This is a genomic window from Blautia sp. St.27G3, assembly GCF_059728505.1.
In genome coordinates this window covers 797,197-810,330 of the sequence record NZ_BAAGFO010000002.1, presented here as the reverse complement: position 1 = coordinate 810,330, position 13,134 = coordinate 797,197, and the positions used below count along the sequence as shown (strand labels likewise).

Genomic DNA, 13,134 nt, shown 5'->3' with positions numbered 1-13,134 from the left:
CGGATTGGGATGATAGAATGGAGTTGACAAACATACCGTTGGTATGATAAAGTACAAAACATACTAACGGTATGTTTGGAGGAAAAAAAGTGGCAAGGAATAAACACCCAGAAGAGACGGTTAAGCGAATATTGGATGTTGCCTATAGTCTGTTTATGGAAAAGGGGTACGAAGCTACCTCGATTCAGGATATCATTAACGGGCTGGGCGGGCTCAGCAAGGGCGCAATTTATCATCATTTTAAATCCAAAGAAGATATTCTGATTGCAGTTACGGATAGAATGACGTATGAGTCGAATCAGATGCTTGCCGACATTCGGGACCGCTCTGATTTAAGCGGAAAGGATAAACTGAAAATGATTTTTCAGGCATCTTTGTATCGTCCCGTTCAGGATGAAATTTTCACGGTAGCTCCTGATTTCAGTAAAAATCCGAAGCTATTGTTCAGTCTTTTGCAGGACACCATTTATGATGCTGCTCCGCACTATGTTATGCCGATTATCAGGCAGGGGATCGCGGACGGTTCCATTCGTACAGATTACCCGGAAGAGCTGGCTGAGCTGATTATACTTGTAGCGAATGTTTGGACGAATCCAATGATCTTTGACAGTTCCGAAGAGAAGACGTTTCATAAATTTGTGATATTTCAGCAAATGATGAGAGGATTTGGCCTGGATATTGTGGATCAGCAGATGATTGAGAGAGTGCGAGCGTTGGCGGCGATCTATCAGAGGAAAAAATAGGAGGTAGGGTGCCGCGGGGCTGACTTTGCAGCAATACTTTACTTTTATTTTTTGGGTTCAATACATACCGGCGGTTGGTATTGTTTGATAAAGATGTGTTTTAGAAGATTTTTGCAAGTATTTTTTACAGGGACTGTGAGATGGGAGGATTTTTTTTATGAATCAGATGTTGTTTTCGAGGAATTTTATGTTGGTAGTGATCGGGCAGATTATTTCGTTGTTTGGGAATGCGACGATAAGGTTTGCGCTGCCGTTGTATCTGCTGAATCAGACTGGGTCTTCGGCGCTTTATGGGACAGTTACGGCCTGTGCGTTTATTCCCGCAATCTTGCTGTCGCCGGTCGGCGGGATTGTTGCGGACCGGGTGAATAAGAGGAATATTATGGTAGCTCTGGATTTTTTCACGGCAGCGCTTATTCTGGGATTTGCTTTGCTGATGAATCGTGTGGATCTTGTTTTGCTGCTGACGGTTATGCTGATGCTTTTGTATGGGATTGCCGGCGCGTATCAGCCGTCTGTGCAGGCGAGCATACCTGCACTCGTAAGCCCGGACCATTTTATGGAAGCAAATTCTGTTATTAACACGATCAGTTCTTTTGCGGGTCTGATCGGGCCGGTTCTTGGAGGAATTTTATACAGTGCATATGGACTGGTCCCGGTACTGCGGGTCTGCATGTTATGCTTTTTTGTATCAGCGGTTATGGAACTTTTTATTAAAATGCCGGAAGTAAAACAGAATGTCGGAGAAGGGATATGGAAAACGGCAAAAGCAGATTTTACGCAGAGCATCCGGTTTATCAGGAAGGACAGACCGGCAATCGGACAGGGGCTGCTTGTGATCTGTGGGGTGAATTTGTTTCTGTCAGCAATGCTGATTGTCGGAATGCCGTATCTGATTACAGAGGTACTGGAGCTGGGAGATGCGGCAAATAAGCTGTATGGCTTTGCGGAAGGTGCCCTGGCAGCTGGCGGCCTCGCGGGAGGTGTCTGCGCCGGCATTTTTGCAAAAAAATTCACGATCAGAAAATCAGGAAATTTGATTGTTGCATGTTCTGTCTGCGTGTTTCCAATCGGTGTGTCACTGTTCTTGTCATCCTCTTCGTGGGTGAGTTACGTGGTTCTGGCGTTATGTTGTTTTGTCATTATGGTGTTTTCTACGATTTTCATCGTACAGATTATGTCGTTTGTGCAGAAAGAAACCCCGTCTCATCTCATTGGTAAGGTAATCTCGGTTATTCTGACTGTTTCGATGTGTTCGCAGCCATTGGGGAATGCGCTATATGGGGTGTTGTTTGAAGCATGCGAAGGGTTTGAGTTTGCTGTCGTTTTATTTTCAGGCGCGGTTTCTTTGCTGATTGCAGTTGGTACAAAGCACATATTCTGTGGTTTTGAAGGATAGGCCGAATGTTTTGCAATAAGCTTGGGTGATTTTTTCGGAAAATTTCTGTGTCAAGTTTTGCAGGCAATAAGGTTTTGATTGCATTTTTTTTGATTATATTATATACTTTACCAGGCTGCTGACAAAGCAGTGCAGCTTCCGAATATGAAATTGACAGTTCGAGACCATCCTGTCATAAAACAAAACTAGGGACAACAGTGTAACTTTTCACGTTGTTGTGTACTTATTTGGAGGTGAACGAATATGATAAATAGAGATATGACCAGAGTGCAGAAATTGACGTTTTCTGCCATGGTAATCGCACTGTATGTAACAGTGCTGTACTTTACTCAGAGCTTTTCTTTCGGAGCTTATCAGATCCGGATTGCAACGTCGTTGTATGCTCTTTCTTATCTGTTTCCGTTCCTGGTTTTTCCCCTTGGTCTCGCTAATTTCATAGCAAATATGCTGTTCGGAGGACTTGGTCTTCTGGATATGTTCGGAGGGTGTGTCGTGGGTATTGTGACGACTGCACTGATTGTCGGTATCCGTAAGATGCACTGGAGCCGCTGGCTGATGGTACTTCCGATTGTACTGGTGCCGGGATTTGGTGTGTCCACATGGCTGTCGTATCTTCTGAAACTGCCGTATTTTCCGCTGGCAGGAAGCCTTTGTGTCGGACAGGCGATACCGGCAGTGTGTGGCGTACTGCTGGTAAAGGTTCTGGAACGGGTCTTTGGAAGCAGACCCGTAAAGACGCAGGAAGCATAGGAAGGGTAAGCAGTATGAGCGAACAGAAAGGAGAGAAATATGCAGGGAAGAACGCATGAAGAATTGAAGGATATCACGCTGCTGGGAAATCAGAAGACGAGATATCAGACAGATTATGCTCCGGAGGTACTGGAGACTTTTCCAAACAAACATCCGGATAACGACTATTTTGTGAAATTCAACTGTCCGGAATTTACAAGCCTTTGTCCCATGACGGGCCAGCCGGATTTTGCGACGATTTACATATCCTATGTGCCGGGAGCCCGGATGGTGGAAAGCAAATCTCTGAAGCTGTATCTGTTCAGCTTCCGTAATCACGGAGATTTTCACGAGGATTGTGTCAATATCATCATGAAAGACCTGATTCGGCTGATGGACCCGAAATATATTGAAGTATGGGGGAAATTCACTCCGCGTGGAGGAATTTCGATTGATCCTTACTGCAATTATGGCAAACCGGGAACCTGTTGGGAGCAGGTAGCGCTTGACCGTCTGACGCACCATGACATGTATCCGGAGAAGATAGACAACCGGTAACAGGCAGGAGGAGAAGATGAAAGAAAAAGCGATGGTATTATTCAGCGGGGGCGTGGACAGTACCACCTGTCTGGGTGTGGCGATCGATCGTTTTGGCAAGGAAAATGTGATTCCATTATCAATTGTATATGGACAGAAGCATGAAAAAGAGATGGAGGCGGCACGCAAGGTTCTCGCGTATTATGGTCTGAAAGGGATGGAACTGGATCTTACGCCGATTTTTGCCGAGAGTGATTGCTCTTTGCTGTCACATTCCGGCAGAAAGATTCCGGAGGGGTCCTATGCCAGCCAGCTTGAGGGGCAGGGTGGCGTGCCGGTAAGTACTTATGTGCCGTTTAGAAATGGACTTTTTCTGGCATCCGCAGCCAGTATGGCATTATCTATGAAATGCAGTTATATCTATTATGGAGCGCACAGGGATGATGCGGCTGGCAATGCTTATCCGGATTGCAGCGAAGCATTTTTTGACAGCATGAATCAGGCAGTGTATGAAGGCTGCGGAAAAGCGCTGCGGATTGAAGCGCCGTTTATTCACTGTAATAAAGCGGACGTAGTGAAAGAGGGACTGCGGCTGGGGGTTCCTTATGAGCTGACCTGGAGCTGTTACGAGGGCGGGGAATATCCCTGCGGACACTGCGGTACGTGTATCGACCGTCAGAAGGCATTCGAAGCAAACGGCATGTCTGATCCGGCTTTGTTGCACAAATAATTAATTGAAAAGATAGGCCCTGAGGGATAATTCCTTCAGGGCTCTTTTTTCGTATAATAAATTTTTGAGTTATGTATTTACAAGGAGGCAGGAATGATCAACAGATACCGCAAGAATCATAAAAATATCCTTTTTAGCTTGTGATACAATATCAGAGAAAGGCGGGGATGACATGGAACACAGACAGGTTGAGCATATTACGGCAGTAATCGCATACGTTGAGGAGCACTTGAATGAGAAGTTAGATTTGGAGACAGTCGCAAATGCAGTACACTATTCGAAATACTATCTGCATCGTATGTTTACAGACACAGTTGGCATGACGCTGCATGAGTATATCCGTCGCAGGAAGCTGACCGAGGCGGCGAAATTGCTGGTATTTTCACAAAAACCACTGCTTGAGGTAGCGCTGCTTGCCGGATATGAAAGTCAGCAGGCTTTTACAAGCGTTTTTAAGGACATGTATAAGCGTACGCCTTTGGAATACAGAGAGAATCAGGCATTTTATCCGTTGCAGCTGGAGTTTACCTTAAACAAAAACGCATCTGCTCCCGCTATCATGGTTTCAGATATTGTCTATGCTACGCAGGATGATATTCCGGACTGGATGAATTTTGCCAGACTTGTAATTGATGGGTTTCCAGGGTTTGACGAGGCGGAGCACCTGGAGCATCTTAAATTCTGTATTGCACAAAAACAGGCATTGATGATACGGGATAAAAAGGTTGTGGTCGGGGCAGCTGCATTTTCACGAAAGACGGGGAGTATTGATTATTTAGGCGTGCATCCACAGTATCGCAAACATGATATAGCGAAAGCATTCCTCGATTTTATTCTGTGCAACCTGTTTACAGGCCGAAAAATCAGTATCACGACATTCCGGGAGGGGGACAAGGCCGATACAGGACAACGGGCAGCGTATAAACAGCTTGGCTTTGCAGAAGCGGAGCTGTTGACAGAGTTTGGTTACCCTACACAACGGCTGATTTTATACCCGAAACAAGAGGAGCATTCACATGAATGACAATATTTTTGATCAGAAATGGAGTATGGTATCACTTTTGCGTTTTGCATTTCCTACCATAGTTATGATGATATTTATGGGGCTTTATACAGTCGTAGATACGATTTTTGTAGCTCGATTTGTTCATACAGATGCACTTTCCGCGATTAATATTGTGTGCCCCGTTATAAATATGACAGTTGGTCTTGGAACGATGATTGCGACCGGAGGCAATGCGATTGTTTCCCGAAAAATAGGGGAAGGGAAGGCTTGTGAAGCAAAAGAGGATTTTACACTGCTCATAATAGCGGCAGCGGTCATCGGATGTGTCATTTTGATAATCGGAACCATATGGATCGATGAGATTGTGTATGCGCTGGGGGCGAGCGAGTTACTTTTTTCTTATTGCAAAGACTATTTGAGTGTGCTGTTTCTGTTTATACCTGCAAATATGATACAGACTGTATTCTCTAACCTGTTTGTAACTGCGGGGAAACCTGGAATGGGTTTTGGTCTGTCTGTTTTCGCTGGCTTTGCGAATATTGTTCTGGATTATGTTTTTATCGTCATCTGTGGCCTTGGTATCTGCGGCGCAGCGCTGGGGACAGGCTGTGGCTATTTGATTCCAACCGTTGCTGGAATTATTTTTTTCAAGCAAAGTAAGGGAATGCTTTCTTTTACCAAGCCAAAGTGGAAATGGGCGGTGCTGAAGGAGAGCTGCTTCAATGGTTCGTCGGAAATGGTGAGTCAGCTTGCAACGGCTGTCACAACATTTCTGTTCAACAGTACAATGATGGCTTTGCTGGAGGAAGAGGGCGTTGCGGCTATCACAATTCTAATTTACTCACAGTTTTTGCTGAATACGTTGTATATTGGTTTTTCGATGGGGGTTGCGCCGGTGATTGGTTTTCATTACGGAAATAAAAACAACGTCCGGCAAAAGAAGGTAGTTCAAAGCTGTATAGGCTTTATCACAGTGGCATCCCTGCTGGTATTTGCGGTTTCCCTGTTTTGTGGCTCTTATATGGTACGGCTTTTTGCGCCTGAGACGTCAAATATATACAGGATTGCAGCAGGCGGATTTTCCGTCTTTTCCTACAGCTTTTTGTTTTGTGGACTGAATATCTTTACTTCTGCCATGTTTACCGCCCTGTCAAATGGAAAGCTGTCGGCAATTCTTTCGTTTTTAAGGACATTTGGACTGCTGACAGGCGGTATTCTTCTGTTGCCGAAGCTTTGGGGTATCACCGGCGTATGGCTGGCTGTGCCGGCTGCAGAAGGGATTATGTTTTTGGTGTCTGCAGGGTGCCTGGTGTATGATAGGGCTCATATGAAGTGACCTCATAATTTGTAGATTTTAATCTGCATGATCCGGGCTGTGCGCCGGAGATTGCAGATCATTACTGGCCTGAAAAGCTTCCCATTGACAGCCATGCCGTTCGTATGATAAGTTATCTTACATACTAACGGTATGTTTTTTGAGGAGAAAAAAATGACATATGACTGCTTGATTATAGATGATGAAAAGCTGCTTGCAGACAGCACGGCGGAATATTTTAATCTGTTCGGCGTGAAAACCGCGGTTGTCTACAGCGTCGCCGCGTGCCGGGACTTTTTCAGGGAGCATACAGCCAGGCTGCTGCTGCTTGACATCAACCTGGGCGACGGAAGCGGATTTGAACTGTGCAAAGAACTGCGGGGAAGCCTGGAAATCCCCATCCTGTTTATCTCAGCGCGCACAAGTGATGACGACCAGATTATTGCCCTGAGTATCGGCGGCGACGATTACATCCAAAAACCGTATTCGCTTGGCGTTTTGCTGGCAAAGGTCAGGGCAGTGCTCAAACGCTGCGCAGGCAGGGAGGCAGCAAGGTATGACAATGGGCGGCTGGCTGTGGATTTTTCTACAAGGCAGGTATTTGTCGACGGCGCCCTGGTAAAGCTGACGTCGCTTGAATTTAAGCTGCTGGCCTATCTGATACAAAGTGAAGGACGTATGGTGGCAAAGCAGGAGCTTTTTGAAAAGGTCTGGGGAGATAAATTTACCGGGGACGGCACACTGAATGTTCATATCCGGAAAATACGCGAGGCCATTGAGCGAGAACCGGGAAATCCGGAATATATTATTACAGTCTGGGGCAACGGGTACCGGTTTGCCGGAGGTAAATCATGAAAAGCCGCATATTTTTGGGGAGTGTGGCTGCTTTGTTCCTCATGGAGCTTGCCGTACTGCTTTTGTTTTTGTTCCCGGAGACAGAGAAGCTTCAGGATACAACGGCAGTCAATGAGGCTCTGCAGACAGTGCAGCGGGACTGGGCTTCGCTGGAGGTGCACAGAAATTGCACTGACCTTGATTATGTTGTGCTGGATTTGTCCGGAGAAGTTCTGTACAGGACAAATCCGGGGCTTAGCGAGAGCATAAACGCGGCAGTCGGCCACAGAGATACCATACTGGATATTAAAGTTGAAAATTCAGTTGCAGGCAAGCTGATTGTGTACAACAATAGCGCCGTCATTTTTCAATCCGAAAAACGGCGCACAGCTTTCGCGGTAGCGGCAGCTGTGCTGTTACAGTGCATCATTTGCGCGGGGTATTTTTTTTATGTGCAGCGCACGGTTTTAAAGCCGTTCCAAAGGCTCAGAAAATTTGCAGAGCGTATTGCGCAGGGCAATCTGGACATTCCGCTGGAAATGGACCGGCAAAATTTGTTCGGGGCATTTACAGAGAGCTTTGATATCATGCGTTCTGAATTAAAAAAGGCAAGAATGGCTGAAGCTGCTGCAAACGAGAGTAAAAAGGAACTGGTGGCAAAGCTGTCGCACGATATCAGAACGCCGGTTGCAAGCATCAAGGCCGCCTCTGAGGTGGGGGAAGCGCTGTCGCAGGATGAAAAAAACAGGCGGAATTACGGGCAGATTATTCAGAAGGCAGACCAGATCAATACGCTGGTAAACAATCTGTTTTCTGCTGCCCTGGAGGAGCTGCAGGAGCTTTCGGTGATACCGACAGAACTGAACAGCGCTGAGCTGCGCCCGATGCTGGAAAGTGCGGATTATCTGCACCGAGCCGTCATACCGCCTGTCCCGGACTGCTTACTGTCTGCGGACAGCCTTCGTTTGCAGCAGGTATTTGACAATATTTTTGCCAATTCCTATAAATATGCGGACACAAAAATAAACGTAACAGTATCGCTGGAGAACAATTATCTGGCAGTCTGTATTGAGGATTACGGCGGCGGGCTTGACGAGGCGGAGCTGCCGCTACTGAAAGAGAAGTTTAAGAGGGGGAGCAATGTAAGGAACACGGAAGGCGCGGGGCTGGGGCTGTATATCTCTGATTATTGCATGAAAAAAATGCAGGGGCAGCTCAGCATTGAAAACGGTTCCACAGGGCTGAAAGCAACTGTCCGGATCGCTTTTAGCAGCGGGATTTAAGGGAGATTTAAGAATTGCATAAAGACTGTTAAGAATTGAAAGTGTACAGTAGGACGTGTGAAAAGGAGGGTATTTTCCATGAAAGAGATTTTATTAGAGACTGAGAAATTAAGTAAATCCTTCTCAAACGGCGGTACCATGCAGCACGTTCTGAAAAATATTGACCTGCAGCTTTACAGGGGCGACTTTACCGTTATCATGGGCGCAAGCGGCGCAGGAAAATCCACGCTTTTGTATGCACTGTCGGGAATGGATACGCCTACGCTCGGGACGATTACATTTGGCAAAAAGGTGATTTCTGACCTGAATTCTGACGGGCTTGCCCTGTTCCGGCGCGCGCACTGCGGCTTTGTGTTCCAGCAGATTTATCTGATTGACGGAATGAGCGTTATGGACAATGTGCTTTCGGCCGGGCTGCTTGTGAGCAGGGACAAAAAGGCGCTTGTGACAAAGGCAAAAGCATTGTTTGCCGCAGTGGATATTTCAGAAGAAACACAAAAGAAATTTCCCGCGCAGCTTTCCGGCGGTGAGGCGCAGCGCGTGGGAATCGTCCGTGCGCTGATCAATTCGCCGGAAATTGTTTTTGCCGATGAACCGACAGGCGCGCTCAACAGTAAAACAGGACTTGACGTGCTTGATACGCTCACAGGCTTTCATGAGCAGGGCCAGAGCGTGGTTATGGTAACGCACGATATGCGCTCCGCCTGCCGGGGGAACCGTATTCTGTACTTAAAGGACGGCATGATTTTAGGAGAATGTGATCTGGGCAGATATTCGCACAGCGATATCCAGAGGCACGAAAAGCTTTCCGCATTCCTGAAAGAGATGGGGTGGTAGCATGAAAAAGAGTTTTTTGATTGCCCGCTCCAATATCCGAAAGGCAAAGGGACAGACCGTCACCATCATTGTCCTGATCCTGCTTGCCGCGCTCATGCTCAATCTCTGGCTGATGCTTTCTATGGACTACAGGAAAAATTTTGACAGATACCACGACAGATTTCATGCCGAGCATGTTACGCTGTCGGTAGACGGCAATACGGATGAGGTTCAAAGCTTTTTGTCGCAGACGGTCGAAAGTGACGAACGTACTGAGGAATACCGGCTGGATTCCTGTATGCATATGGTTGGCACGTTTCCGTACAATGGCGGGGAGATGAACGGCTGGTTCGTTTTTCTGGAAAAGCAGGCAGCAATGACGCGTTCCATCGGAAATCTGGAAATCGTTGAGGAAGGCAGCCTGACAAGCGGCATTTACCTGCCGATTCTCTATAAAACAGAGGATATTGCGGTAGGAAAAGAGGTTGAAATTTCCATCGGAAGCCAGAAAGTGGTTTACACAGTCTGCGGATTTTTTAACAGCATTATGATGGGGTCCCATAACTGCGCGCTGACGGAAATTGTTCTCACAAAGGACAAATATGAGGAACTGGAGCGAATCGGTTGTGCGCCGCAGGCAACCTTATGTTCCGTAAGGCTGACGGATTGGTCGGAAAATCTGAATTATGAGGCAGCATTGAAAAGCAGAGTTTCAGAGCATTATCCGAATATCACGATGGTGAGCAATTGCTATGATATTGTTTCACAGTCCCGGTACATTGCTCAGATGATCTGCTCGGGAATTATGAGCGCTGTTGCGTTTTTTGTGCTTTTAATTGCGCTTGTGGTGATTGTCTCAAACATTATCAATTATATACAGGTGAATATGAAAAGCCTTGGCGCGCTGAAAGCCATGGGTTATACGTCAGGCCAGCTGATTTTTTCGTTATTACTGCAGTTTCTGTGCCTGACCTTCCTTGCGGCGGCCATCGGAGCCGGAATTTCCTACCTTCTGTTTCCTGCGGTCAATACCATGATGATTGCGCAGACGGGCATTCCGTATACCGTTCATTTTTTGCCGGCGCCCTTACTGGTTTCGTTTGCAGTACTGGGCGGTACCGTTGTGCTTGCCGTATGGTCTGCATCGCGCAGAATCAGAAAAATAGAGCCCATTACAGCGCTTCGCTCTGGGATTCAGACGCATAATTTTAAATGCAACCACATTCCGCTTGAAAGGACGAAGGCTCCCTTAAGCCTTGCCCTTGCGTTAAAAACAACGCTTTCCGGCGTAAAGCATAACCTTACCGTCGGCATTACAATGCTTGCTCTTTCCCTTGTCGTTGTGTTTTCAGGTCTGATGACTGAAAATGTAATTGCCGATATGACGCCGTTTCTGAACCTGATCGTAGGAGAAACTGCGGATAGCTGTATCAGTGTGAGGACAGAGGCAGAGGATGGCTTCCTGGCTGAAATGGACGGGGACGGCCGTGTGGAGAAGAGCTATCTGTATACCTCCCTGAATGTATCCCACGTCGGAGGCGCAGAGCTTATGGCTACGCTTTGCGATGATTTCTCAAAAATCAACAATCAGGAGCTTGTATTTGAGGGAAGATTTCCAAAATATGAGAATGAAATCGTGATCGCAGCCAAATATGCAAAAGAGAACGGGTTCCGGATCGGAGATGAAATAGAGATTGCGGTAAACGGAAAACAGGAAAAATATCTGATCTGCGGCTATACACAGATTTCCAACAATCTCGGCAGGGACTGCCTGTTTACCCGGGCAGGGTATGAGAGGCTGGGGAGACTTACGAATGCAAGCTATTACCTCAACCTTGACGATGGGACAGATATTGATGCGTTTAACCTGGAAATGAAAGAAAAGTTTGGCGGAAGTGTAAATACAACGATAAACATAGAAACAACCATAGAGGGCGTGGCCAGCGTATACGTATCTCTTATGACAATCATTGTGATTGCCACACTTGTGCTGTCTGCCGTTATTATCAGTTTTGTACTGTACCTGCTTGTGCGCACGATGCTGAATAACAAAAAGCGGGATTACGGTATCCTGAAATCACTTGGATTTACAACAGGCCAGCTTATCCTGCAGACCTCTCTGTCATTTATGCCAAGCCTCCTCATATCTGTGCTGCTCGGCCTGACTGTGTGCAGCCTGATTATCAATCCTCTGACGGCATTGTTTTTAAAAGGGATCGGAATCGTAAAATGTACGTTTCACGTCCCGCTTGGATTTAACATAGCCGTAGGCGTGGGACTTGTGCTGTTTGCTTTTCTGGCGGTCTGCCTGCTGTCATTGAAAATCAGAAAAATCGCTCCGAGGGCGCTGCTTGCGGAGGAGTAGCCTTTTAGCCCCAGTAGACTTGAAGCAAGAACATTTGACAATTAAAAAAAAGGATTGTAGAATAAGATAAATAATTACATCATGTGAAAAATTGGATAAATATGAAGCGAAGGGAGATATGGGGTGAATGGAGAAGATGACAATACAGGATCAGAGGACGCTTAAATACAATAATCTGAAAATGGTATTGGATATTATCCGGGATAATGAAAGAATTTCAAGAAGTGAAATAGCAAGAAAAATGAGAATGAGTGCAACGAGTGCAACGAGGATCGTGAGTGAGCTGGAAGAGCTGCATTTTGTGGAAGACACAGGATGTTATGAAGATACCAAGGGTGCCGGGAGAAAGGCAACTATGATAGCGGCGCGGGCCGCTGCATGCTATTGCTTTGGAATCAGCATTTCAGACGTAGAAATCCGTATGCGTCTTATTGACTTTTCGGGGAAACTGCTATCGGATAGAGGGGAGGCCCAGATTGAGAAAAATTCCAGCCCGGAAAAACTGGTAGAGAAATTGTATGAAATGTTTTTGGTACTGCTGGAAAAAAACGGACTGCAGGCTGAGAAGATTGCAGCGATTGGAATTGGTATTACCGGTAATGTGGAACCGGCCGGGGGGACAGTTATATATGGAGATTTGCTGCAATGGGTAAATGTTCCGATTGGCGATATGATTGAGAAAAGATTCGGCATCCCTGCCTATGTGGATAATGACGTGAACTGTGCGCTGATGGGGGAATTGTCTCAGAAAAAGTACCGGAATATTGACGATATGATACTGCTGAGCTATGGACGCGGCGTCGGAAGCGCTATTTTAAGCCAGAACAAAATTGCGCGTGGCTCTGTGAATTTTGCAGGTGAGATCGGACATATGATTGTTGACCATACGGACGGAAGATTGTGTTACTGCGGACGGCGCGGCTGCCTGACTGCGTATATCAGTGAAGAAAGAATCATAGAGGATGCGAGAAAAAATAACCCGGATGTTAAAACGATAGATGATATTATTTCTGCTGTTCAGGCGGGGGTTCCATGGGCCGGAATATTGATGGAAAGAATTTGCAGCTATGCGGCAATCTCGATTAATAACGTGGTGTGTATGCTGAATCCGCCCAATCTTATGTTAGGCGGGGATTTGATTGATAATTACCCGTTTTTGTTCGAATATATTCTGAACAAATGTAATGCTGTTATGTACGGACCAATGAAGCCTTCTCTTAAGTTTTATCGTTCTGAATTAAAACAGGATGCGGCAATTATTGGAAGCGCTTTGATTGCAATGGATAAGCATCTCGAAAAAGTGTTGAGAGAGCATTGTGATATTTAAACAAAAATAATGGAGAAAATGTGTTGTAATTGTACTAAAATATATTTTTC

At 46.1% G+C, this 13,134-nt stretch carries 12 protein-coding genes; all 12 read left to right on the top strand.

Annotated elements, in window-relative coordinates; translation table 11 throughout:
• Nucleotides 1-89: 89 nt before the first annotated feature.
• Nucleotides 90-743 carry a TetR/AcrR family transcriptional regulator gene (locus tag AC6I2O_RS13330; protein ID WP_497742899.1) on the top strand — a complete coding sequence of 218 codons (654 nt, stop codon included), beginning with the start codon at nucleotides 90-92 and terminating at the stop codon, nucleotides 741-743.
• A 157-nt stretch (nucleotides 744-900) separates the two neighbouring features.
• Nucleotides 901-2,142, top strand: coding sequence for an MFS transporter (locus AC6I2O_RS13325; RefSeq protein WP_120391945.1), 1,242 nt, complete (start codon nucleotides 901-903; stop codon nucleotides 2,140-2,142).
• A 243-nt stretch (nucleotides 2,143-2,385) separates the two neighbouring features.
• A complete protein-coding gene (locus tag AC6I2O_RS13320; protein ID WP_497742897.1) occupies nucleotides 2,386-2,892 on the top strand; it encodes a QueT transporter family protein in 507 nt (168 codons plus the stop codon).
• Between the two features lie 39 nt (nucleotides 2,893-2,931).
• On the top strand, nucleotides 2,932-3,429 hold the full coding sequence (gene queF / locus AC6I2O_RS13315; RefSeq protein WP_120391944.1) for a preQ(1) synthase: 498 nt from the start codon (nucleotides 2,932-2,934) through the stop codon (nucleotides 3,427-3,429).
• A 16-nt stretch (nucleotides 3,430-3,445) separates the two neighbouring features.
• Entirely contained in the window at nucleotides 3,446-4,138 is a 693-nt protein-coding gene (gene queC / locus AC6I2O_RS13310; RefSeq protein WP_120391943.1) for a 7-cyano-7-deazaguanine synthase QueC, read from the top strand.
• A gap of 172 nt (nucleotides 4,139-4,310) precedes the next feature.
• Nucleotides 4,311-5,162, top strand: coding sequence for a GNAT family N-acetyltransferase (locus AC6I2O_RS13305; RefSeq protein ID WP_120391942.1), 852 nt, complete (start codon nucleotides 4,311-4,313; stop codon nucleotides 5,160-5,162).
• Nucleotides 5,155-6,480, top strand: a complete 1,326-nt coding sequence (locus AC6I2O_RS13300) for an MATE family efflux transporter (protein WP_120391941.1) — start codon at nucleotides 5,155-5,157, stop codon at nucleotides 6,478-6,480. The genes AC6I2O_RS13305 and AC6I2O_RS13300 overlap by 8 nt, the downstream gene beginning before the upstream one ends.
• Before the next feature lie 153 nt (nucleotides 6,481-6,633).
• Nucleotides 6,634-7,314, top strand: a complete 681-nt coding sequence (locus AC6I2O_RS13295; protein WP_120391940.1) for a response regulator transcription factor — start codon at nucleotides 6,634-6,636, stop codon at nucleotides 7,312-7,314.
• A complete protein-coding gene (locus tag AC6I2O_RS13290; protein ID WP_120391939.1) occupies nucleotides 7,311-8,576 on the top strand; it encodes a HAMP domain-containing sensor histidine kinase in 1,266 nt (421 codons plus the stop codon). The genes AC6I2O_RS13295 and AC6I2O_RS13290 overlap by 4 nt, the downstream gene beginning before the upstream one ends.
• A gap of 78 nt (nucleotides 8,577-8,654) precedes the next feature.
• Entirely contained in the window at nucleotides 8,655-9,413 is a 759-nt protein-coding gene (locus AC6I2O_RS13285) for an ABC transporter ATP-binding protein (RefSeq protein ID WP_497742895.1), read from the top strand.
• A 1-nt stretch (nucleotide 9,414) separates the two neighbouring features.
• A complete protein-coding gene (locus tag AC6I2O_RS13280) occupies nucleotides 9,415-11,757 on the top strand; it encodes an ABC transporter permease (RefSeq protein WP_497742894.1) in 2,343 nt (780 codons plus the stop codon).
• A gap of 127 nt (nucleotides 11,758-11,884) precedes the next feature.
• Nucleotides 11,885-13,084 (top strand): ROK family transcriptional regulator, encoded by a 1,200-nt coding sequence (locus AC6I2O_RS13275; RefSeq protein ID WP_120391936.1) that lies wholly within the window; start codon nucleotides 11,885-11,887, stop codon nucleotides 13,082-13,084.
• Nucleotides 13,085-13,134: the final 50 nt, after the last annotated feature.